Source organism: Acinetobacter sp. SWAC5 (assembly GCF_003419885.1).
Lineage (GTDB): Bacteria > Pseudomonadota > Gammaproteobacteria > Pseudomonadales > Moraxellaceae > Acinetobacter > Acinetobacter cumulans.
In genome coordinates this window covers 78,310-100,353 of record NZ_QUWR01000003.1, presented here as the reverse complement: position 1 = coordinate 100,353, position 22,044 = coordinate 78,310, and the positions used below count along the sequence as shown (strand labels likewise).

At 39.2% G+C, this 22,044-nt stretch carries 21 protein-coding genes; 7 read left to right on the top strand and 14 right to left on the bottom strand.

The window, feature by feature from the left end; all coding sequences use genetic code 11:
• Positions 1–238 precede the first annotated feature (238 nt).
• Positions 239–916, bottom strand: a complete 678-nt coding sequence (locus tag DYI81_RS03285; protein ID WP_117006695.1) for a SprT family zinc-dependent metalloprotease — start codon at positions 914–916, stop codon at positions 239–241.
• Positions 917–1,084: 168 nt separating this feature from the next.
• Positions 1,085–1,756, bottom strand: a complete 672-nt coding sequence (gene rpiA / locus DYI81_RS03280; RefSeq protein ID WP_106984750.1) for a ribose-5-phosphate isomerase RpiA — start codon at positions 1,754–1,756, stop codon at positions 1,085–1,087.
• Positions 1,757–1,863: 107 nt separating this feature from the next.
• Here rpiA and ilvA point away from each other — a divergent pair, with 107 nt between their 5' ends.
• The gene (gene ilvA, locus DYI81_RS03275; RefSeq protein ID WP_117006694.1) at positions 1,864–3,402 is read left to right on the top strand and encodes a threonine ammonia-lyase, biosynthetic; all 1,539 of its coding nucleotides are present in this window, start codon (positions 1,864–1,866) and stop codon (positions 3,400–3,402) included.
• Positions 3,403–3,509: 107 nt separating this feature from the next.
• Here the strand turns inward: ilvA and DYI81_RS03270 are convergent, their stop codons facing one another.
• Both DYI81_RS03270 and DYI81_RS03265 read right to left on the bottom strand, forming a co-directional pair.
• Positions 3,510–4,055, bottom strand: a complete 546-nt coding sequence (locus tag DYI81_RS03270) for a hypothetical protein (protein ID WP_106984752.1) — start codon at positions 4,053–4,055, stop codon at positions 3,510–3,512.
• Positions 4,056–4,254: 199 nt separating this feature from the next.
• Entirely contained in the window at positions 4,255–4,761 is a 507-nt protein-coding gene (locus tag DYI81_RS03265; protein ID WP_117006693.1) for a hypothetical protein, read from the bottom strand.
• A 176-nt stretch (positions 4,762–4,937) separates the two neighbouring features.
• On the opposite strand from DYI81_RS03265, the gene DYI81_RS03260 reads away from it, so the two are divergent.
• Together DYI81_RS03260 and DYI81_RS03255 are read left to right on the top strand one after the other, a co-directional pair.
• Positions 4,938–5,591 carry a TrkA family potassium uptake protein gene (locus tag DYI81_RS03260; protein ID WP_106984754.1) on the top strand — a complete coding sequence of 218 codons (654 nt, stop codon included), beginning with the start codon at positions 4,938–4,940 and terminating at the stop codon, positions 5,589–5,591.
• Positions 5,588–6,925 carry a TrkH family potassium uptake protein gene (locus DYI81_RS03255; RefSeq protein ID WP_106984755.1) on the top strand — a complete coding sequence of 446 codons (1,338 nt, stop codon included), beginning with the start codon at positions 5,588–5,590 and terminating at the stop codon, positions 6,923–6,925. The genes DYI81_RS03260 and DYI81_RS03255 overlap by 4 nt, the downstream gene beginning before the upstream one ends.
• A 91-nt stretch (positions 6,926–7,016) precedes the next feature.
• Here DYI81_RS03255 and DYI81_RS03250 read toward each other — a convergent pair whose 3' ends face one another.
• The 4 genes from DYI81_RS03250 to DYI81_RS03235 all read right to left on the bottom strand — a co-directional run bounded on the left by DYI81_RS03250 (position 7,017) and on the right by DYI81_RS03235 (position 12,786).
• The gene (locus tag DYI81_RS03250; RefSeq protein ID WP_117006761.1) at positions 7,017–8,177 is read right to left on the bottom strand and encodes a phospholipase A; all 1,161 of its coding nucleotides are present in this window, start codon (positions 8,175–8,177) and stop codon (positions 7,017–7,019) included.
• Between the two features lie 43 nt (positions 8,178–8,220).
• Positions 8,221–11,160, bottom strand: a complete 2,940-nt coding sequence (locus DYI81_RS03245; protein WP_117006692.1) for an insulinase family protein — start codon at positions 11,158–11,160, stop codon at positions 8,221–8,223.
• 196 nt (positions 11,161–11,356) lie between these two features.
• Positions 11,357–12,136, bottom strand: coding sequence for a hypothetical protein (locus DYI81_RS03240; RefSeq protein WP_117006691.1), 780 nt, complete (start codon positions 12,134–12,136; stop codon positions 11,357–11,359).
• 197 nt (positions 12,137–12,333) lie between these two features.
• A complete protein-coding gene (locus DYI81_RS03235) occupies positions 12,334–12,786 on the bottom strand; it encodes a GNAT family N-acetyltransferase (protein WP_106984759.1) in 453 nt (150 codons plus the stop codon).
• Between the two features lie 271 nt (positions 12,787–13,057).
• On the opposite strand from DYI81_RS03235, the gene DYI81_RS03230 reads away from it, so the two are divergent.
• The 3 genes from DYI81_RS03230 to DYI81_RS03220 are packed head-to-tail and all read left to right on the top strand — an operon-like array spanning position 13,058 to position 15,023.
• Complete coding sequence (locus DYI81_RS03230; protein ID WP_117006690.1) at positions 13,058–14,062, top strand: adenosine kinase; 1,005 nt, start codon at positions 13,058–13,060, stop codon at positions 14,060–14,062.
• 14 nt (positions 14,063–14,076) lie between these two features.
• Positions 14,077–14,388, top strand: coding sequence for a Rieske (2Fe-2S) protein (locus DYI81_RS03225; protein ID WP_171356301.1), 312 nt, complete (start codon positions 14,077–14,079; stop codon positions 14,386–14,388).
• Positions 14,389–14,405: 17 nt separating this feature from the next.
• Entirely contained in the window at positions 14,406–15,023 is a 618-nt protein-coding gene (locus DYI81_RS03220) for an OB-fold-containig protein (RefSeq protein ID WP_117006689.1), read from the top strand.
• A gap of 90 nt (positions 15,024–15,113) precedes the next feature.
• On the opposite strand, the gene DYI81_RS03215 is transcribed toward DYI81_RS03220, so the two are convergent.
• Entirely contained in the window at positions 15,114–15,734 is a 621-nt protein-coding gene (locus DYI81_RS03215; protein WP_117006688.1) for a YidB family protein, read from the bottom strand.
• Positions 15,735–15,837: 103 nt separating this feature from the next.
• Positions 15,838–16,308, bottom strand: coding sequence for a DUF6231 family protein (locus DYI81_RS03210; protein ID WP_106984764.1), 471 nt, complete (start codon positions 16,306–16,308; stop codon positions 15,838–15,840).
• A gap of 34 nt (positions 16,309–16,342) precedes the next feature.
• Here DYI81_RS03210 and DYI81_RS03205 point away from each other — a divergent pair, with 34 nt between their 5' ends.
• Positions 16,343–17,215, top strand: a complete 873-nt coding sequence (locus tag DYI81_RS03205) for a DUF2797 domain-containing protein (RefSeq protein WP_117006687.1) — start codon at positions 16,343–16,345, stop codon at positions 17,213–17,215.
• Between the two features lie 106 nt (positions 17,216–17,321).
• Here DYI81_RS03205 and DYI81_RS03200 read toward each other — a convergent pair whose 3' ends face one another.
• From DYI81_RS03200 to DYI81_RS03185, 4 genes are all read right to left on the bottom strand, one after another.
• Positions 17,322–18,257 (bottom strand): alpha/beta hydrolase, encoded by a 936-nt coding sequence (locus tag DYI81_RS03200; RefSeq protein ID WP_240627338.1) that lies wholly within the window; start codon positions 18,255–18,257, stop codon positions 17,322–17,324.
• Between the two features lie 151 nt (positions 18,258–18,408).
• The gene (locus tag DYI81_RS03195; RefSeq protein WP_117006686.1) at positions 18,409–19,494 is read right to left on the bottom strand and encodes a hypothetical protein; all 1,086 of its coding nucleotides are present in this window, start codon (positions 19,492–19,494) and stop codon (positions 18,409–18,411) included.
• A 142-nt stretch (positions 19,495–19,636) separates the two neighbouring features.
• Positions 19,637–21,499, bottom strand: a complete 1,863-nt coding sequence (locus DYI81_RS03190) for a SurA N-terminal domain-containing protein (RefSeq protein ID WP_117006685.1) — start codon at positions 21,497–21,499, stop codon at positions 19,637–19,639.
• 129 nt (positions 21,500–21,628) lie between these two features.
• Positions 21,629–21,901 (bottom strand): HU family DNA-binding protein, encoded by a 273-nt coding sequence (locus DYI81_RS03185; protein WP_106984768.1) that lies wholly within the window; start codon positions 21,899–21,901, stop codon positions 21,629–21,631.
• Positions 21,902–22,044 lie beyond the last annotated feature (143 nt).

Below are 22,044 nucleotides of genomic sequence, written 5' to 3'. Positions count from 1 at the left end.
TAAAACGTGATTTGTTTATCATTTTACAAAATAATTTGCTTGTATTTAAAGCAAAAATAGATTTCAAATTAATCAGAATATTAAAGTAAATACTCTAATTACATTTATCTAAATAATAAAAAAGAAAATATATAAAAAAATTAAAAATAAGGCTGTTTGCCTTTATAAAAATAAATAATCTATTTTTTATATGTATAAATACTTAATAGATATCATTCATTATCTTCAAAAAATCGATTTATTTATTCCACCACCATGGCAAGGCCGTGGTTTTTAAAATTTTCAGATGCTGCTGAAAATAAACATCATGCTTTTGGACTTCTGCCCAAAAGTTTGAACTGTGATCAAAGTGCTTAGTATGTGCTAACTCATGTACAGCCACATATCGTGTGATTTCCAATGGGAAAAGTACCAATCCGCTATTCAGCATAATGTCATGCTTGGCAGAACAGCTGCCCCAGCGGGTTTTAGGCTGACGAACTGCGCATTGATTAAATCTCAGTCCTGTTTCACTACTTAGCTTGTTCAAATACGTTGGTAAATATTGCTTTGCATACGCTATGACAAAAGACTTTAAATAAGATTCAGGCTGTCGATCACTGATGAATAGTTGATGATTTTCTTCATCCAAGATAAATGAATGTTTTTGAGTTTGATATACAACCTGTAAAGGCTGCTCTAAATTAAAGAGTTTTAATTCAGTTGGAAGTATCTTATCAATTTGCCCTGCTTTTTCCTGCTGTTTTTGCCATGTTTCAATCATCCATTGTTCTGATTGTTTTAAAAATTCTTCAACTTGGCGCTGCGTGCAAAACTGGGGAACAGTTAATTTAATTTGAGTTGGTTCTACACGTAGTCTTAAGCGTGTGGCACGTAATTTTCGAGTGATTTGAATTTCAGGAAGGTTTGGTGTCATTTATTCTTTTTAAAAGCTTATTAATAATGCATAAAATTGAATTTTAAATAGTTTTCAAAAATATATTAGGAGTCCCTTCTCCCTCTGGGAGAAGGTTAGGATGAGGGAGCTATTAAAAAGAAATCTCTCCCTAACCCTCTCCTAAAAGGAGAGGGAAATATTAGCCTATTAAACAGCAGTACGCTCTTCAATACCGTTATCAGTTGCTACAACAGCAATATCAGCTTTGTTCAAAGCAAAAATACCGTTACACACCACACCCGGAATGTCATTCAAAGTCTTTTCAAGCTCTAAAGCATTTAAGATATTTAAGTTGTGTACGTCTAAAATCACGTTACCGTTATCCGTTACCACGCCTTCACGGTACACAGGGTCACCACCTAAAGAAACGATTTTACGTGCAACTGCAGAGCGTGCCATTGGAATCACTTCTACAGGAAGTGGGAAATCACGGCCCAATTGATCTACCCATTTTGAATCATCTACGATACATACGAATTTTTTCGCAATAGACGCAACAATTTTTTCACGTGTAAGTGCAGCGCCGCCGCCTTTAATCATGTGCATGTGACGGTCAATTTCATCAGCGCCATCTACGTAGGCATCCAAACCGCCTACGCTGTTCATATCTACAACTTCAATGCCTAATTTTTTAAGGCGTTGTGCAGTTGCTTCAGAACTCGCAACAGCCGCTTCCAATTGAAGTTCTGGCAATAACTCAATAAGGAAGTTCACAGTACTTCCTGTACCAACACCCAAAATACCGCCTTTTGGCAAATGCTTTAACGCAGCTTTTGCGACAGCTTGTTTCTTTTCATCTTGGGTAGCATACAGACTCATAACTTGGCTCAACTATTTTTTGACATTTGTTGCTGATTTTACAGCCCAAATGTACGGGTGTTTGTTACAATGAACGCCTATTTTAAACTGTTAGATGGAAAATTAACATGCTGTCTCGTTTGGTTCGACAAATATTACAGGCAACGGTCTATGACGTTGCAATCGAAACCCCACTCGAAGCAGCGCCACGAATTAGTGAAAAGCTCAAGAATAATATCCGTTTTAAACGTGAAGACTTGCAGCCTGTCTTTTCTTTCAAATTGCGCGGTGCCTACAACCGTATCAGTCAATTACCGAAATCTCAGTTAGAACGTGGCGTTATTACTGCTTCTGCAGGTAACCATGCTCAAGGCGTGGCATTATCTGGTAAAAAGTTGGGTATTCGCGCCATTATTGTCATGCCAAAGACAACACCTGATATTAAAGTTCAAGCCGTTAAACGCTTAGGCGGTGAAGTAGTACTGCATGGTGACTCTTTTGACGTCGCAAACAAATATGCAATCCAGCGTGCAAAAGATGAAGGCATGAGCTTTATCCCGCCTTATGACGATGAATTCGTTATGGCAGGTCAAGGTACAATCGCCAACGAAATTTTACGCCAATGGCGTGATGTCGACTACGTATTCGTTGCAGTAGGCGGTGGCGGTCTAATTGCTGGTGTAGCAGCTTACTTAGGTGATGTAGCACCGCATGTTAAAGTTATTCCTGTTGAATATGATGAATCTGCATGTTTAAAAGCAGCGTTCGAAGCCAATGAACGTGTCATTCTTCCATCTGTAGGTTTATTTGCCGACGGTACTGCCGTTGCGCAAATTGGTGAAAAGCCATTTGAAGTCATTCAGCTACAAAAATCAGATAACTCAGGCCCAATTGTTGAGCGTGAAGTTGTACTGGTAAATACAGATGAAATCTGTGCAGCCATTAAGGATACCTTTGATGAATGCCGTAGCATTGTTGAACCATCTGGTGCAATGGCGCTTGCAGGGATTAAAAAGTATGTTGCTGAGCATGGCCTAGAAGATAAAAATATGGTGTCAATTGTTTGCGGTGCAAACATGAACTTTGACCGCTTACGCTATATTGCAGAACGTACAGAACTCGGTGAACGTAAAGAAGCAATCTTTGCTGTAACCATTCCAGAAGAAAAAGGTTCTTTCCTTAAATTCTGTCGTGCACTGCAAGGCCGTAACATCACAGAATTCAACTACCGTGCAAGTGATTCTTCTGCGGCGCAAGTCTTTGTGGGTATCAGCCTAAAAGGTGGAGAAAAAGAACGTCATGACATCTATGAAACATTAAAGTTTGAATACGATGTAGATGATCTTTCTGATGATGAAGTCGCTAAGCTTCATATCCGTTATTTAATTGGCGGTCATGCAGATATCGAAAATGAACGCCTATTCCGTGTTGAATTCCCTGAACGTCCAGGTGCGCTACTGACTTTCTTGGAACGTCTTGGCCCTACCCACAACATCACGCTTTTCCATTACCGTAACCACGGTGCTGCTGAAGGTCGCGTACTGGTGGGTATGGAGGCAACTGATGCTAAACAAAACCCAGACGGTTTAATTGAAACACTAGAAAGCATTACTTATCCGTATGCTGAAATCACCAATAACTTGGGTTACCAACGTTTCTTAAAATAAGCCGATTTGTATAAAAAAGCCTGCATGATTGCAGGCTTTTTTATTTTGTTGGCATCTAATTTTGCATAAGCCATTTTATAAATATCTAATCTTAAGTTGTGCCAAACCTAAGTAGATTGCAAACAATCCGACATTGAAAATAGCTCAATTTTCAATTGTTCTGCTTTAAATTGCTTTTCAAACTTTTTACAAAATTTATTCAGTTTTTCTGCATGTGCTGGAACTGCAATCCAATAATATTGATCCGCATAAATGAGTAGCATCCGAAAATTATATGCGTCTAAGCGCTCATAAATTTTAGACAATATCATCTCGATCACTTGCTCTTGAACTTGGTAATTCTTTCCAATATTTGCTTTGTTTTTTTCATAATGATAAAGCGTAGGTTGAACTGCCTGCATCATTTCAAATTGGGCTTTTTCCAAGTCTAGTGCCAAGTCTTGTAAAACAGCTGCCTGATGAATATGACTTTCTAAAGCATGTTCGGGATGTAAAGCCATTAAATAAGTTCGGGTGTAACCCTTATTTTTCTCAGTCATCATCCATGCTTTAAAATGTTCAAAATCGCGTCGTTGGCTTTCCTTTGGCACTTTCTTAAAGTCTAATTCTGGAAACCATTCCTGCAGAATCTTATATATTTTTTTATCATTCATCGTGAAGGCACTTAAATACGTGGTCGAACAATTGACCATTTCAAATGATTAACAGGCCTTTGCGCCAGCAATGCGCCATTTAATTAACACATTCAGAGCATAACTATGCAATTTGAAAGATTCATGACAATAGCTGAACAGAATTGTTTTAAATCGCATCAAAAGACAACCATGGTGAAATAATACAAGAGAACTTGATTTAATCGATGCGAAGCATTGGCTCAGATGCACTAAATACCAATCCAAAATGATGAATAATATTTTGAATTAATTCATCATTTTCTGGAACCAACATCCAATACGGTTGATCTTGTTCAATAGCCAGCACAGCCAAATCATAAGGCTCAACAAACATTTGGATATTGCTCAAAATGACTTTATAAGTAAACTCAAAATCATAAGCATGTAATTGATCTTCCTCGTACTCTTCTTCTAAATCTGAACTTTCGTACATATTATAAAAAGTCGACATCTCATCTTGTATATGACTTTTTAACTCATCTAAATCGATTTGCAATTGCTGAAGCCGATGACATTCGGCAATTCCGTTTTGCTGAACATCTAAACCATCTAAGCGCATTAAATTCGGGTAAAGCTGATTTATCCATGCTTCAAAATTTGAAAACAGTTCTGGTTCATCAGGTAAAGGCAGCTCCTTTAATTCTGGAAATGCCACACGTATTAACTCATACAAGGTTGCACTCATCTCCCGCTCCTTACAGAGTGGTCCAGTATTTTGCTTTTATTTCTTTACAGCATGTAAGCTGAATAGCTGGACAGATCAGAAAAAGATACTATATCGAGAACAAGCTTAGACGAATCTGCTTCATGCAAACAGCAGTGAATCGTTAATAAATATGATCGTAATAAAAAGGACTGAATATGGCGCAATTTGCAGTCATTGGTTTGGGTAGTTTTGGCGCAACTGTTGCCACGGAATTAATTGGACTTCATCATGATGTCATTGGTATAGACAGCAACAAAAAATACGTCGAAAGTATTTCCGAACAACTGACACATGCTGTTATTGCCGATGCAACAGATGAGCATGTACTACAGGAATTAAATATACAAAACTGTGATGCTGCTGTGGTGGCAATTGGTGAAGACATTGAAGCCAGTATTTTATGCGTGCTCCATCTTAAAAATATGGGGCTAAAAAAGATCTGGGTGAAAGCCAAATCTAAAGCACATCACATGATTTTAACCCACTTGGGTGTGACTAAAATTATTCACCCTGAAGAAGACATGGGTGTACGTGTAGCGCAATCTCTAAGCTATCCAATGGTTAGTCGCTATATGGTCTTAGATGACGATCATTACATTGTTAAAGTACAACTTAAGGAAGCTCAAAATGGCATGCGCTTTCACCAGTTAATGGATCAAAATGAAGTCCGAACGCTACTGCATAAACGCGGTCCAGAGATTTTATTTAGCATTGACCCAAATATGATTTTGCAAACCAATGATATTTTAGTTGTTGAAGGTTTACTCGAACCATTACGTCGACTCGCAAAGCACTTTAAAACCGAATGAAACTACATAATAAAAAGCGCAAGACGCTCAATCTTAGTCCGCCCAGCATATTAGCATTGGGCTTTCTCAGTCTAATTTGTATTGGCACCTTATTGCTGAAGCTTCCCTTTGCGCATCATCAAGAGCTAAGCTGGTTACATGCTTTATTTACAGCAACTTCGGCAGTTACGATTACTGGATTATCGGTTGTGAATGTCGGTGAAGCTTATACTGTGTTTGGCAAAGTCATCATTATGCTTTTACTTCAATGTGGTGGCTTAGGCTTTATGACATTTGCCATATTAGCAGTTATGAGCCTTTCTCCAAAAATTGGCTTAAAACAGCAAATTTTAGCGCAAGACACCATTGGAGAAACCAGTTTACGTAAGGTGAGTTACACCATTAAAGGCGTCTTACTCTACTCCTTATTTTTTGAAGCTATTGGCACCATTGTCTTAACGATTGCATGGCTAGATGATTACAACTTTGCCCAAGCATTTTTCTATGCCGCCTTTTACAGTATTTCCGCCTTTAACAATGGGGGATTTTCCCTCTTCCCTAATAGCTTAATGAGTTTTGCCGACCAATACATTATTACCTTTACGATCAGTATGCTGTATATCATTGGCGGGGTTGGTTTTTTAGTCCTGATGGACATCAAACGCAATAAAAAATGGCGTAGCTTAAGCACCAACAGCAAACTTATTTTAAGCAGTATTTTAGGTTTAAATATCACGGCTTTTCTGATTATGTGGGGTTTAGAAGCCAATAATCCGCTAACTTTGGCACACATGAGTTTGGGCGATCAAGCGGTTAATGCCTGGTTCCACGCGACCGTGCCCCGCTCTTCTGGTTTCAATAGCTTACCGTTAGAGCACATGAGCAATGCATCTGCATTGGTAACTATGCTTCTTATGTTCATTGGTGGGGGTTCACTCAGTACGGCGGGTGGCATTAAAGTTGGCACTTTTATTATTATGATACTCAGCGTTATTACTTTTTTAAGGCGCCAAGATGAACTTCGCGTGTTCAATCACTCGGTATCTAAAGTAACATCATTTAAAGCATTTGCCGTGGTTTCTATTACAGTTATGCTGATTTTTCTTGGCTTTTTTAGTTTATTGCTCCTTGAGCCAAATAAAAACTTTTTGGATTTATTATTTGAAACTGTCTCAGCAGCCTGTACGGTAGGCTTATCACGTGGGATTACTGATGATTTGCAACCTGCGAGTCTGTGGGTGCTGATGCTACTGATGTTTGCTGGCCGTTTAGGGCCATTAACCTTGGCCTATTTAATTGCCACCCCTAAAAAGAGTCGCTTAAAACATCCACAAGCCGAAATTCAGATTGGATAATTCACATAATCCAAAACCTCAATCACGCATATAAAAAACCACGCCTCGGCGTGGTTTTTAAGTGATAGCTAAGTCGCTATTATCAAATCATTTAGTACCAATTCATCAAAGATACACCCACCCCGGCATAAGTCGCGCGGTGGTTATAATCAATTAAGCTTTCGCCATAACCATCAAATAATTGTACGGTACCACGTAACTTACCACTGATTGGAAATGACCAATCAAACTGCATTGCACCATGTGAATCATCACCACCTTTTAATGAATGACGTAGCATTAAGCTAAACTCGTGATCATTCCAGCGATAAAACGCAGTCATATCACCACGGCCCACATAATTTTTAATATCTGGGTTATTGTCATCTGGCATATCTTCTTCAAGTCTATACCAAGGACGGAGCATCAGCGCAAAGTTATCACGCTCAAAACCTAGATTTAAAATCACACGATTCCAGCTGCGTGACCACGGGTCAGAACGACCATTCGATTGATGGTTAAAGGTCAGGCCCAACATGCGCCAATTTAAACCCAGTAATTCATAGTTGGTACGAAATACAATACTGGCTTCAGGCTCATAATTGGTTTCACGAAATGGACGAGATTCGTCTTCGTTATAAACTTGCCAACGAGATGACTGCGTATAACCCAACCAAACATCGCCATTGTCACCAAACAAGTTTTCAACAGCCTTGGTTTTTAATGACAACTGGAATTTAGCTTCCATCGAGGTTAAGCGTGTTTCTTCAGCTGCTGTTACTTTATTGAGTGGATTTGGGCTGTTCGGTTGTTCATTTTTATCTGAACTCCAAAAGCCTGGCAATAAATAAACAGGTTGATATGCACGAATATTCCATGTACCTAACTTACTCTCAGGTGAAAGCTCCCAGCGTCGATCTAATAAAGACAAATCAGGAGATAACTTCGGCGCTTCAACTGCAAATAAATGCTCAGACAATGCATTATTTACTTTTTCTTTCAAGCTAAGCTTAGCCGTCGCCTCAGGTTTAATTTCCTGAGCCGCTTGACGTTCCGAAACCAATGAAGGCGCATTTACCGTGGGTAATGGTCTAAACAAAGTATCGTAGCAAGTCAAACGCTCAACATTTGAATCTAATGCTACACAGGCCTGTGCAGATGCTGGGTTAGGCGTATCTTTTGCCAGAGGCGCAGATGTTGTTTGTACATCAGCATGCGCGGTTACAACCACGCATGCAGTAAAAGCAACACCATACTGTAAAGACTTACACATAGAGTTACGAAGCGTCATAAAGTTCCCTTCTTGTTTTATTTATTTAGTTCACTTGTTTAATATCAAAACCAAGTTCCATCAAAATGTCACGTTTCGCAACAGGTGCAACCACGGCCTTTGTTGGTTTTTGCGATTGAATATATGTTGTAGCGACACGCTTCAAATCATCTAAGTTCACTGCAAGTAAGCGCGTACGAAGCAACTTACGATATGCAGGCGTGCGCTTATGAAGCAATGAATAACACGCTGTAATCGCTTCACCTGCTGGCGAACCTGGTTTATCCATACTCGCAATTAAACCTAAAATTGCTTCTTCCAGCTGATGTTCTTGTTGCGGTGCATTTAACAACCACTCAATGCTGGCATCAAAGTCTTGGAATGTTTCTGCTAAGCGCGGGTCACGGTAGCTATAGAAACGGAATGAACAAGCATTGCCGTCATAGCTTGCACCACCACCATAAGCACCGCCTTTTTCACGAATCGCACTATGTAAGAAACCATTACGTAAATAAGCAGCTAACACCATTAACGGTGCCGCATCTGGGTGTGATACTTCTACAGCAGGATAAGCAGCTGAACAGAATTGAACATTGGCTTGAATTAACCAAGCTTCATCGTTTTCTGTAACAGTTGCTTTAACTTGAGTCAGTTCACGATCATTTGGTTCAATAGATAACTTATCCCAAATGGTTTGAACTTCTTCAACCAAGCGTTCAGATTGATGCTCTTCACAAACCAACAAGAACTGTTTAGGTGCTTTTAAGATACGATGATGAATCAACTGCAATTCTGCAATGAGTGCATCATACGCAGTTTCATCTTGTTCGATTTTCGCTGTAAGCTCTGTTAACCAATTGAGTGCGCCTAAACCCGTATTATTATAATCACGTAGTGCTAAAGCACTGTGGTTACGGCCCGCAACTTGCATCGCATAGCTATGACCAGCGCCCGAAACACGCGACTGCCAACGCGTTTTACGTTGTTGTAATAACTCAATAATGCGGTCTTTTTCATCAAAACGTAGTTGTTCAAAGGCTACTTTCAATAAACGAATCGCGTCTAAATTATTAACCAAAGACTTTGTGGTCAACGTTAACCATGCTGTAATTTGGTTTTTATCGTCTAGTTTTGAGCGTAAAGATGCACCCATGCCAAGACCGCCGCTGACAGCTGTTTGTAGCTGTTGCAACTCAAGATAGTCATATTCACCCGCACCAACTTCACCTACCAAAATTGACAGTAAGTTGAAATATGGTGACTGCACGATGTCTTGTGGAATTTGCACTAACACTTGTTGGTAATAAATACCGTTGGTTCCAGCATGGTACAAATTCAACGGCGTATCTAAACCATTGCTGATAATTTCACGCAGTTGACCTTGCACAATTTGCAATTCTGCTGGCACATCTTCTAAACCTACTTTAGGTAAAAGATTCAGATCATCAGGTGTATCTTGGCGTACTTTAAGTGCTTCAGTTTGCGCTACAATTTCCGCTTTTTGTTCATCTGTTAATTGCGCACCAATCGCTGCCAAGCGTGCTTTTTCTGCTTCAGCTTCTTTAGCTGATTTTTCTGCATCAGGCACCAAAGTCATTTGCACACGGTGTTGATTATCAATCAGATGCGTTTTGATCAAGTTTGAAAGCCACATTGGGTCTTTCAACTCTTCTTTCACTTGTTCAATGGCCGTGTCTACATCCCATACATGTACGGGGTCAGAGTGATGAATAGCACTCCCTAAACCATTCAAAATTAAGCTTAAGCCGTATGGTGTACCATCACCATTAATTTCACGTTGGTGCAATTCGATTTGATGCAAAATTGCTTCAACCATTTGCGCATCTACAGGTGCAGAAGCAACTTGCTCAAGGACCTTAAATACACCAGCTTTAAATTCTTCTGCATGCTCAGGGTTTGAACCTTGTACACCACAGTAGAAAGTCATCTCAAAGTTTGAATCATCTACACCCATAATTGGGCCAGTAGACTGTGCATAACCACAAGTTTCTAAATAATGACGTAAAGGTGAAGCTGAATCTTCAAGTAAAATTCCTTCAACCAAACGCATACCCAAGCGCAATTTAATATCACTGGCTTCTGGTAATAACCATGAAATGATGTGATACGTTTTGTCTTTTAAATCTTCTGCATCTACTGCATAGCTTTCAGTCACTGTTACAGGTGCAGTTAAACGGCGTTCTGCTTTAGAGTATAAAGTCTCACCTTGCTGAAACTTAGACAGAGCTAGAGTTTCAAACTGTTCTTGTAAGTTATATGCGGACTCATTACCAAAGGTCATAAATACGGCATTACTTGGGTGATAATGCGATTTATAGAAATTTACCAGTTCTTCATAGCTCAAATCTGGAATGTCTTTCGGATCGCCACCAGAGTTGTAATGGTAAGTTGTTTCTGGGAATAAATGATGTGCGAGCTGATGATAAAGCTGATCTGAAGGTGAGCTCATTGCCCCTTTCATTTCATTAAATACCACACCCTTATATACAGGGCCACCATTTTCCAACTCAATACGAATACCTTCTTGAGCGAAATCTAATGGATTTAAGTTCGCTGCAAAGGCAGCATCCATATACACTTCAAGTAAGTTTTGGAAATCTTTTTTGTTTTGTGTCGCAAATGGATATGCTGTCCAATCCGCTGCCGTAAATGCGTTCATAAATGTGTTGAGTGAACGGCGGATCATTAAAAAGAACGGATCGCGTACGGGAAATTTTTCTGAACCACACAAAGCTGTGTGCTCTAAAATATGCGCTTCGCCTTTTGAATCCATAGGCTGGGTGCGAAATGCCACCAAAAATACGTTTTCGTCATGATTGGCAGCCAAATGATAATGCACTGCGCCAGTCACTTTATGTTTATATTCAGACACTAAAATGTCTAGGGCTTCAACATGGTGTTGACGTACCAACTGAAACGCAGGATGTACAGTTTGTGAAATGGTTTCAGTGACATCTACAGTCATGTGGTCTCCTCAATTCAAAGCATTTTTTAAGTGTTCTGAGTATAACCTGAAAAACATCAATACGACTCATTGATTGATAATTTTCCAAGCAAATTAGTCTACTTTCCAAATGCTTCCTATTGAGGAGAATTTAAAGCCTTTACGCGGACATCTACTGAAACAATTTAAATGACTGACTTCAGTCGAAATGCAATTGCTATAAAGTTGATACCGTTTTTTTATCCTGCGCTTTGGCCCATATCACACAAATGATAATTGCAATGAGCAACACCGCTGAGGCACCAAATCGGCTTAAATCTAATCCACCAGAACTGATAGGTTTATCTAAGAAGTCGCCAACCACAGCACCCAAGGGACGCGTTAATACAAAAGCCGCCCAAAACAGTAGCGTACGCGACACCGAAGTAAAACGATACAATGCTAATATAAAAATAATCAGACCACTAAAGAGCATAATTCCCCCGGTATAGCCCAAGCCTGCACTATCCGCAGACCAGTCTCCTAAGGCTGTACCCAGTGTTTGTGAAAATGTAATCGTTAACCAGTAAAACAATTCTGCACGCGGATGATTAACCGCATGTGGAGAAATACTGCCTTCAGCTTTATGCCACACAAACAGTGAAATGAGCACCAAACTCAATAGCAAAGTACTCCCACCGACATAACCAATGCCTAAAGATCGATCGACAAAATCAGCCAAAGTCGTACCGACAGTAGTACTGGCAATAATGGTCGCCCAATACAAAAATGGTTGATAGGTTTTGGCCCGAATTTGTGCAATCACCAATGCAATAAAAATAGCAGCAAAGATAAAGGTACTGACCAAATATCCTAAATTCATTGACATTGAAACCGCATCACCCGCAGTTTCGCCAAAGGTTGTCGCAAAGATTTTTGTGAGCCAAAACAACGCTGTAATTTGTGGAACTTTCGAAAGCAATTCTTTTGAATACGCTGTGTCATTTGTCGCAATCATGTTTAGATGCTTCATCTACAGAACATAAGTTTATTGTTAGGTGCAGAACTTAAAAACAGATTAAAAGAAAGTGACAGCAGATGACACTCAAAGTTAAATCTTATTTGGTAATCACATGAGGCTAATACGATGAATAATAAAATAATAACTCATAAAAAAACCCTATTTAGATAGGGTTTTTATTCATCCAACAGATATTATGCGATCAGATATTTAAAATAATTGTAGTTTGGATGACTTTCGACAAACACATAATTGTGCTTTTGATAAAAGCCAGCAGCACCCTTTTGCTCAGTATTCAGGCAAAGTGCTGAATAAAATGGCTTAGCTTGCTTTTCCAAATGTTGCAACAGCGCCTTACCTACGCCATATTGACGATACTTTGGATGCACATAAAAACGTCGTACACGACCTATACGGTCTTCTACACCAGCGTCTCCCCATTGTTGGTTTAAACCACCACAACCAATCAGCTGGTCTTGATCATACGCAAGGAGTAAAAATTCACCTGATTGATCAAAACGATTTTTTCCGCTTTGGAATTCCTCTATAAGTTTGTAAATAAATTGATAGCCTTCTTGTCGTGCCAATGCTGCTAATTGCTCGATTTGCGCTGGCAAACCATCGGCTTGTCGAATACTAATTTCCATATACTCACACTTATAATTCATCGTTTTTTATCATTCATACCACCCGAAACGAATGGCATGACCCAATGCACCTATCAAAATAAAAAAATCACAATTGATCAATAGCAAAGCACTACAAATAAAATATAAATCGTTAAAAAAACCTATAAATGCGCTGTTTTTGTCTAATTTTCAACCAAAACCCATAAAATGAATTTTATTCAACAAACTACAGCAATCCTGAGCATTCGTGTAAACTTAGGTTTTCATTTTTTTGATGTGACCGAAAGACATGGCAACTGTTGATCTTTTTGCAATTGGTAATGCGTTAATTGACCAGGAATTTAAAGTTTCTGATCACTTCCTTCTTGAACAAAACTTGCAAAAAGGCACCATGCAACTTACAGATGGTCAAACTCAAGCAACGCTTTTCCAAAACCTACAAGCAAGCCAAGACTATAAAGGTCAAGCTTCTGGTGGTTCTGCAGCCAACACAACAGTTGCATTTAGCGCATTAGGTGGTTCTGCATTTTATGGTTGCCGCGTAGGCAATGACGATTTAGGCTCAATTTATCTTAAAGGCCTCAATGAAGCAGGCATTGCTACTACTGAAAAATCAATCAGTGAAGGCACAACAGGTACATGCATGGTACTCGTCAGTGAAGATAGCGAACGTACAATGCACACTTACCTCGGTATCACAGCTGAACTTTCTGAAGCTCAAATTGACTTCAGCCCTTTAACCACTGCGAAATGGTTGTACCTAGAAGGCTATTTATCAACTAGCGAAACTGCACGCAAAGCAGTAAAACAAGCACGTGAAATTGCACAAGCCAATCATGTGAAAATTGCCCTTACATTGTCTGATCCAGCAATGGTTCAATACGCACGTGAAGGTCTCGATGAGCTTGTAGGCAACGGCGTAGACTTATTACTCTGCAATGAGCAAGAAGCCTTAATGTATACGCGTACTGAGAGCATTGATGCAGCATTAGAGGCACTTAAAGCATTAAGTAAGGACATTGTCATTACAATGGGCGCACAAGGTGCACGTATTCACCACGCTGGCGAAACGTTTAGTGTTGCAGGTCGCAAAGTTAATGCGGTTGATACCAATGGCGCTGGTGATGCTTTTGCAGGCGCATTCTTATATGCTTTAAATGCTGACTTTAATATTCAAACTGCTGCCGAACTTGCGATCTTAATCTCAAGTGAAGTTGTTGCTCAATTTGGCCCACGTCTTGCCAATGATGCTTATGCAACACTATTAAATAGCTTTCAAAAGGAATGTGCTTAATGTATAAAATTTGCATGACTGAGGATGTGCCTGAGCGCGAAGCGCGTTCTTTTGAGCTTCCAAATGGCGATACTATTTTTATTACACAACGTGATGGTGGTTTTTTTGCCTACCAAAATCTCTGTCCACATTTACAAGTAGAGCTTGAGTTTTTGGAAAATCAATTCTTAGATCGTGATCAAGAAATGATTGAATGCTCAACACACGGTGCTCTATTTTTAGTTGAAACTGGTGAATGTGTATCTGGCCCGTGCCAAGGTCAAGCACTTGAAAAAGTAGATATTAACGTGCATTCTGATGGCGGAATCTATCTTAACGAAGAATAAAACCTAAAGGTCTTGCCATGCCAAACTTATTCACAGAAATTGACTTAATTCCCTTTCATTTAAGTCTTATTGCTGTGGTTTTGCTTGGTGTGGCCGAAACCATTGGTTTCTATCTCAATCTTCGACCTAGCATGTTGCTCAAAAAAATATCCCCTAAACAGCTCGATGACTTACCTATTTTGAATGTTAAGTTCTCTAAAATGCTGATTATGTTCTTTTTACTCATGAACTTCAGTCTTGCTGGATATTTTTTACAATTGTGTATATATGCACAAGAGCTAGAATTTTTCCCTTGGTATTATTTGGCCCTACCAGCGCTGATTATTGCCATCTTTTTTACTGTTTTTATGATTCATTGCTTGGATCAAGTCATTCCAAGTAAATATCAACGCCCAAATGTAAATCTACTTGGTCGCCTTGCAACAATCTCCAGTGGCAGTGCCCGCCCAGGTTTTTCAGCACAAGCTCGCGTACGCGATGAATTTGGTCAACTCCACTATGTACAAGTTGAACCTGAATTTGGCGAACTCGAATTTCAATCGCAAATTATTCTGATCCGTTTAAAAAGATCGCATTACGTAGCCAAAAAAATCTGCGAAGCGAATCAGCTTTTTAAACTCGATCTTGATGCATAAGGCTGAATACTTCGTCTTCAATCATTTAGCATCAAAAGCCCCTACAGCATCCATCCGTAAGGGCAGCTAAAATACGATCAAAACAATTATTTATTTTTTAAGAAAGCCTGAGACCAAGCCCAATACTTGCTGAATGTCGGCATTTGCCTCAGTTTTACTGGTTTGTTCACCTTGTGGTGTTAAAGCATCTATAATTTGCGGTAATACCGAAGAAATTGCACTATAAACATCTTGCTTTGGCATTTGAGTTTCTTGTGCAACTTGCTCAACTTCTTGGTCATCAAAAAGACTTTGAACTTGCTGTGGATTAACAGCCAAGTTATCACCTTCGCCCGTAGATACCCAATCATCAACTTGACTGCTAAAGCCTTGCCCTCTGAGTTTATCCAAAGCACCTTGCAAGCCACCTTGCTTTTGAATCCATGCAAGTACCAATGGCAATACCGCAATTAATAAAGATGATGCCTTAGAACCACCCACACCTGCAGTTGACTGTTGACCTGCACCTAATTGATCTAAGACAGATCCAAGAATACCTCCAAGCCCGCCTTGCGCATTGCTTTGCTGATTAGTTGCACCACCCAATTGACCGAGCACAGATCCTAAAATACCTCCCAAGCCACCTACGCCTGAGTTTGTATCCTGTTGATTATTTGCCCCGCCTAATGCCTGCTTTGCTAGAATTTCCACGATATTACTTAAATTTGTCATGTTTATAGTCCAAATAAAATTATCACTACAGCATACGACGCTTTTATTTCATACATTGTTGATCTTTGTTAATTTTATTTAGCCTACTAACAGAGTCATAATTTTACCAACGGAACTTATTCCAGTTTTCTGGGTTTGCCCAAAATTTTGAATTAAACCAATCTGGTACATGCTTATAGGTCAAAATATTAAACTGCCATAACGCAAAATCACTTTCATGAGTGGTCTTGTCAATTAATTGCGTAAAACCCAAAGCGCGAAGCATTTTTTCATCTTGTAAACGACTGACCACCACAATCCGCTTTGCCATTAAATCGCGTAGTTTGACTAAAATTTGGCTTTTTTGCGTTTCACTTACACCCAGCCATTCTTCTGTATCGAGCAAGACAAATCCCAAGTCAAAACGTTGGGTAAAAGGCAGACTTAAAAAGTCAGTTACGTTAAAATATTGCCAAGAAATTAAATGATCATGACCGTATTGCTCAATATTCTGACCAATACATAATGCAGTTGAAATGGGCTGTTCGGTGGATAAATCGTCTAGCATTGAAGTGATGACATTCTGTTCAGCCATTTACTGCATCCTTAGTTTAAAGTGAGTATTTTGTATGGAACTACAAGGCATTTGCCATAAAATGCATGCAGGCCTTAAAGACCTTAGTGTAACTGATCAACATATACACAAGGCAAATGTTGAATACAAATTCATATTAGATCGTTCAGATATTGAGCTTCCATTCAATGTGGGTCAAGAAATTGAACTCGAATGGACAGGTAAAATCTATTGTGTTTCTTGCGGTTCAAAAACACCAAAGTCCTATTCACAAGGTCATTGCTTTAAATGCTTTAAAACCAAAGCGTCTTGTGACATGTGTATTATGAAACCAGAAACATGCCATTACCATCTAGGAACTTGCCGTGAAGACAGCTTTGCGCACGACGTCTGCTTTCAACCCCATATCGTCTATTTGGCCAATTCAAGCGCGCTTAAAGTAGGTATTACACGTTTGGGCCAAATGCCAACGCGTTGGCTAGACCAAGGTGCAACCCAAGCACTCCCAATTATGAAAGTGGGATCACGTCGCTTATCTGGCCAACTTGAAATTATGTTTGGTACGCAAGTCGCCGACAAAACAGATTGGCGTAAACTCCTTAAGGGCGAAGCTGATCCAATTGATTTAATTGGTATTCGTGAACAATTACTCGAAGAATTTGCGCCTAAAATTCAAATCATTCGCGATGAGTTTAGTCAAAAACTTGAATTCAATGAAGGAATTGAAGTTTTAGAAAATGAAAAACCACGCCAGTTTATCTACCCTGTTGAGCAATATCCTGAAAAAGTGAAGTCTCATAATCTAGATAAAACCCCTATTGTCCGTGGCAAATTGCACGGCATTAAAGGCCAATACCTGATTATGGATACAGGTGTAATTAATATTCGCAAATATACAGGTTATGAACTCAAAGTGCGTGCCGAATAATAAAAGCGTAATTCGTTATAAAAAAGCAGGATCGTATCCTGCTTTTTTATTTGCTATGTGCACCCTATTTAAATACTGAACTTCAACAGATCCAAATTAGCTTAGGCTATTTAACTGTGTTTAAAAACTTCAAATACGGCTGCGCCACCAATTGCTCTGCCTCTAAGATCGGCATGTGACCCACTCCATTTAAAATTAAAGGTGCTTCACTCTTTTTAAATAAGCCATGTAACTCCTGTGCAACCTCAACATTAATTACTTGATCATTTCGCCCCCAAATAATCATCACGGGCGCATCAATCATTCGCGTCGCCATCGCAAAAGATTCTGGCGTATAGAGTTTTGACATTTCCACCAAAGTCGAAACCATTTTATGGGTATTTTTAGACTGCGCAATCATAAGCTTTTCTTGCGCCACCTTTAACTCTTGTGGAATAAACGGAGGCGCTTGCATGGCAATGTTCATCAATCGATCAAAATCACCAGGCTTTTCTACCACAATATTTCTTAATTGTTCTGGGTTTTTAAGATAGGCCGTATTGGCTGATCTATACACGCCTGCCGCATCCACCAAAAGCAATGATTTCACTTCTGTTGGGTATTGAGTCGCATATAACATTGCAATAGCACCTCCCATTGAATGGCCAGCAAGATGCAAGTTTGGGTCAAATTGTGCTACATCTGCAAAACGACGCAACTTTTCAGTTAAGTTTGGAATGGATAAATCAAAATTTTCTGGCGTTTTGGTTTCACCATGTGCTGGTAAGTCTGGAATAATCACATGATAATAAGGTGTAAAATAACGTGCGACACGATTCCAATTATCTCGTGTACCAGACAGTCCATGTAACAATAATAAGGTTGGCTTAGAACGACTCCCGCCTTCACTATAGCGCCATTCAACCTCACCCACTTTTAGCGTTTTACTTTCTAGTCCTACCCAAACGCGTTCTTGCTGTAAAATATTTTGAAAATTAATTTCAGCTGCATTCAATAAACCACTGATGAAAAACAGCAGCAAAGCACTCAAATAAGCCTTCATAGCCTTGATCTCCATTTCAATATTTTCCACGTTTTCTTCTATATTTGATTTATTCGTATCCTCTATAAAAAAGCATTTGCCCAAAAGTCGCTATCCGACCAAAATCAGCCATAAAAAAAACCAGCTCAAAAGCTGGTTTAGTCACATTTTACTAGCCAATCCAATTGTTTTGTTGGAGTCCGTCATCAAGTAAAGTTGACGTCGTTGCAGTATGCAACGGAATACTTTGAGAGTGTACGGAGCTCGACGCTACTGCATGATCCGCATAAAGCACATCCTCTTGATGGGCTGTTAAAAGTGCCGATAAATCTACGCTTGTCGCAACATCATCTGAATATGTGGGTGCTTCACTACTGTTAGCGTTTTCTGCTAAAAGTAAAATGTCGGTGATTTGCACTTCGGTTTCATTTTCAAAAAAAGCCAATTTTGCAACTTGAATTTCAGCTGAACGTACACCCTGCTCATTTTCAGTCACAATTGAAGCAAAACCACCGTGTTTGATGGGATTATCCATAGCCCACTGGCCAGATGCATCACTATATGTTACGTACTCTTGCGCATTTACAATTACAATCACTTTATGCTGGGCAGATGCTGTACCCGATAAAATATCGCCATTTACCATTACCTGAGGAATTTCTGGCATTTGCGGTATTTCAGGCATTAAAATTGCCAGACCAATCTGCTCAGATTGAAGCCCGCTGTCACTTTCAGCATAGAGCATTAAACTGCCACCATTGATAATTGGATTTTCAATGCTCCAATGGCCATCCGCATCAGTTGGTATACGATACTCCACACCCTCAGCATGAATCACAATCGTTACATTTGCATCTGCAGTCCCACTTAAATACGCGCCTTGCTCCAAAATTACAGGCACAGCAGGTGCCGTTACAATTTCAGGTGCTGGAATCACAGCAATGCTAATCTCTTCTGAGCGCAAGCCAAATGAATTTACAGCATAAAGCGTTAAACTGCCCCCATTGATCATTGGGTTTTCGATATTCCAGTTGCCATGCGCATCTGCCCGAACACGATATTCTACATCAGTTGCCACAAGCACGACGGTTGCATAAGGATCTGCAGTCCCAACCAAATAGGCTTGGCTTTCAATTATTTCTGGCGTTGTTGGAGTTAATTGTATTTGCAATGCGCTCAGGAAGTTTTTATACAATGCAAATAAATCAATCAAATTGAATTGTGCTGGCTCAATCAGATTGAACTTATTTATTTTCATTTTCTATTCCCCCAAATATATTCAGTATTTATAAATGCAATTTTTTACGCATCAGCAGACTAACATGCATTTTATAAAACTTTGAAATATAAATAAAAAAACCAGCCCTTAGGCTAGTTTTTTACATGAAGCTGATCACATTTTATTTAATTTTGGCATGTGCCTTCAAATAACGAGTGTAATCATCAAACTCTTGCTGACCGCGAAGTTGTTGATACAACTTCTGTAGCTCTGCCACTTGTTCAGCTGGAATTGCACTCACATTTTTATTCACATTTGTTACCGCAACCACCACCAATTCATTTGGCATACTAGCTGTCGTTACAGACCAAAAACCTGCTTTTGGCGCAGCCACACTAAATGCGGCGCGCTGCAAGTCACGTTTTAGTAGACCATCTGCACGTGTAAATGTGCCTGCATTTTCAAAGCTCAAACCTGTTTTAACAACATCTGCTACTGGTTTTGTTTTGAATTCATTTAATACAGTTTGAATTTTAGCTTTTACAGCATCATACGCTTTTTGTTCAATCAGTTTAGCTTTAACCAAAGGCTTAACAGCATTTAAAGACTGCTCACCAGCTTGATGATAATCACGTACTTTCAACCAAACAACATCGCCATTACTTAACTGAATGCTACTCGAAACGTTACGATCACCGTTTTTCACATCATCATTAAAGATTTTAGATTTTGTCGCATTTTCGCTTAAAACCGGATGACGCGAAGCTAAAGTTAAACCTTTAACAGTTTGAACTGATACGCCTTTAACGTCTTGCGAAATCACATCAAGTGCATCACTACTTACCACTTGGTCATTTAACGTATTGACCGTATCAGCAAAAGCATTGGCTTTTTTAGCAACAAGTAATTCTTCTGCTAAACGTGCTTTTTGTGTTTCAAATGCAGGTACACTTGCAACCGCACCTTCAACTTCAATTAAGTGATAACCAAATTTCGTTTTTACAGGTGCAGAAACTTGACCTACTTTTGCAGTTGCAACAGTTTGATCAAAGGTATCACCATAAGCGCCCTTACTATATACAGCAAGCTTACCGCCTTGTGCTTTAGACGCAGGATCTTCCGAGAACTGTGCTGCCGCTTTATCAAAGCTTAAACCTGCTTTAATTTTGTCAGCTACAGATACAGCCAAAGCTTTTGCTTCAGCATCTGTACGATCACCTGCTGTAATCAAAATATGCTTCACAATTGGCTGAGCATCTTTTTTCAGTTTTTCAGCATAATCATTATACGCTTGCTGTAATTCAGCTTCACTTGGCGCTGTATTTACTGCTGGTAAATTAGCAGGGCTCAAAACAACAAAATCAACATCAGCAGAAGTTGGCTGTTTAAACTGAGCTTTATGTTTTTCAAAATAAGCTGCAATTTCAGCATCAGTCACTTTAACTGCTTTTTTGTATTCATCTAAATGAATGCTCGCCAACTGAATGTTGCGCTGTTCAGTTTGTAAATTTGCAATTTGTTGGATATCAACCTTACTGACCAATGGATTATCAGTAAAAGTCGTCGATAGCATTTTAAGTGCATGATCTTGACGTAAATTGTCTAAAAATTGACGATTCGTCATACCAATAGAAGCCAAATATTTAGCAAACATCTCATCCGAAAACACACCATTTTCTTGGAAACTTGGCTGTTGATGAATCATTTGGATTAATTGCTGATCACTTAAGCTAATACCCAATTTTTCAGCTTGTTGTAATAGTAACTGGCGTGAAATCAGTGTATCCATCGCTTTATTGTTGATGAAATCTAAATTTAAAAGAGTTTCATCACCATTTACGTACGCTAAATACTGATCTTTAAATGATTTCGTGACATTTTCTAATTCTTTTTGCGAAATGTCTGTTCCATTTACGGATTTCACAGCATCTTTTGACCCGCCACTAAAATAACCCTCAATACCAACCAATGCTAAAGGGGTTAAAAACAAAACGAGCAAAACTTTGCCTAGCCAGCCCTTGATGACTTTGCGAAAAGATTCCATAAGTAATCCAATATTTTATTTGCGACTGATTCTAACTGAAAACCAAAGTTGAATGAATGTGTTGAGCGAATAAATCACATTTATCCATAAAAAAACGCGCCAAAGAGGCGCGTTTAGTAGATTAGTAACTTACGCTACTGAATCTTTCAAGCCTTTACCAGCTTTAAAGCTTGGTACTTTGCTTGCTTTAATTTCTAAAGTTGCACCAGTTTGTGGGTTACGGCCAGTACGTGCTGCACGCTCTTTCACATTGAAAGTACCGAAACCAACTAAAGTTACTGTATCGCCAGCTTTTAGCGCTTCAGTGATCGAAGCAATTGTCGCATCCAAAGCTTTACCTGCGTCAGCCTTAGATAATCCCCCTTTTTCTGCAATTGCATCAATTAATTCTGATTTATTCATGAAAATTACGTCCTCTTAATATCGTTTATTTAAGGTCCAGAAAATAGTTTATTTCGCCATAGCGCCTTTATAGCAATGCTTTGGGGGTAAAGGCAATACTTCTGATCCTCTTTTTTTGCAAAATAAGAGAGAAAAAATCCTTG

Coding starts and splice junctions, on each gene's coding strand:
- ilvA (WP_117006694.1), top strand. CDS start 1,864: ATGCTGTCTCGTTTGGTTCGACAAATATTACAGGCAACGGTCTATGAC.
- DYI81_RS03225 (WP_171356301.1), top strand. CDS start 14,077: ATGACTGAGGATGTGCCTGAGCGCGAAGCGCGTTCTTTTGAGCTTCCA.
- DYI81_RS03200 (WP_240627338.1), bottom strand. CDS start 18,257: ATGAAGGCTTATTTGAGTGCTTTGCTGCTGTTTTTCATCAGTGGTTTA.
- DYI81_RS03220 (WP_117006689.1), top strand. CDS start 14,406: ATGCCAAACTTATTCACAGAAATTGACTTAATTCCCTTTCATTTAAGT.
- DYI81_RS03285 (WP_117006695.1), bottom strand. CDS start 916: ATGACACCAAACCTTCCTGAAATTCAAATCACTCGAAAATTACGTGCC.
- DYI81_RS03255 (WP_106984755.1), top strand. CDS start 5,588: ATGAAACTACATAATAAAAAGCGCAAGACGCTCAATCTTAGTCCGCCC.
- DYI81_RS03235 (WP_106984759.1), bottom strand. CDS start 12,786: ATGGAAATTAGTATTCGACAAGCCGATGGTTTGCCAGCGCAAATCGAG.
- DYI81_RS03185 (WP_106984768.1), bottom strand. CDS start 21,901: ATGAATAAATCAGAATTAATTGATGCAATTGCAGAAAAAGGGGGATTA.
- DYI81_RS03245 (WP_117006692.1), bottom strand. CDS start 11,160: ATGACTGTAGATGTCACTGAAACCATTTCACAAACTGTACATCCTGCG.
- DYI81_RS03210 (WP_106984764.1), bottom strand. CDS start 16,308: ATGGCTGAACAGAATGTCATCACTTCAATGCTAGACGATTTATCCACC.
- DYI81_RS03240 (WP_117006691.1), bottom strand. CDS start 12,136: ATGATTGCGACAAATGACACAGCGTATTCAAAAGAATTGCTTTCGAAA.
- DYI81_RS03265 (WP_117006693.1), bottom strand. CDS start 4,761: ATGAGTGCAACCTTGTATGAGTTAATACGTGTGGCATTTCCAGAATTA.
- rpiA (WP_106984750.1), bottom strand. CDS start 1,756: ATGAGTCTGTATGCTACCCAAGATGAAAAGAAACAAGCTGTCGCAAAA.
- DYI81_RS03270 (WP_106984752.1), bottom strand. CDS start 4,055: ATGAATGATAAAAAAATATATAAGATTCTGCAGGAATGGTTTCCAGAA.
- DYI81_RS03230 (WP_117006690.1), top strand. CDS start 13,058: ATGGCAACTGTTGATCTTTTTGCAATTGGTAATGCGTTAATTGACCAG.
- DYI81_RS03260 (WP_106984754.1), top strand. CDS start 4,938: ATGGCGCAATTTGCAGTCATTGGTTTGGGTAGTTTTGGCGCAACTGTT.
- DYI81_RS03205 (WP_117006687.1), top strand. CDS start 16,343: ATGGAACTACAAGGCATTTGCCATAAAATGCATGCAGGCCTTAAAGAC.
- DYI81_RS03190 (WP_117006685.1), bottom strand. CDS start 21,499: ATGGAATCTTTTCGCAAAGTCATCAAGGGCTGGCTAGGCAAAGTTTTG.
- DYI81_RS03250 (WP_117006761.1), bottom strand. CDS start 8,177: ATGTGTAAGTCTTTACAGTATGGTGTTGCTTTTACTGCATGCGTGGTT.
- DYI81_RS03195 (WP_117006686.1), bottom strand. CDS start 19,494: ATGAAAATAAATAAGTTCAATCTGATTGAGCCAGCACAATTCAATTTG.
- DYI81_RS03215 (WP_117006688.1), bottom strand. CDS start 15,734: ATGACAAATTTAAGTAATATCGTGGAAATTCTAGCAAAGCAGGCATTA.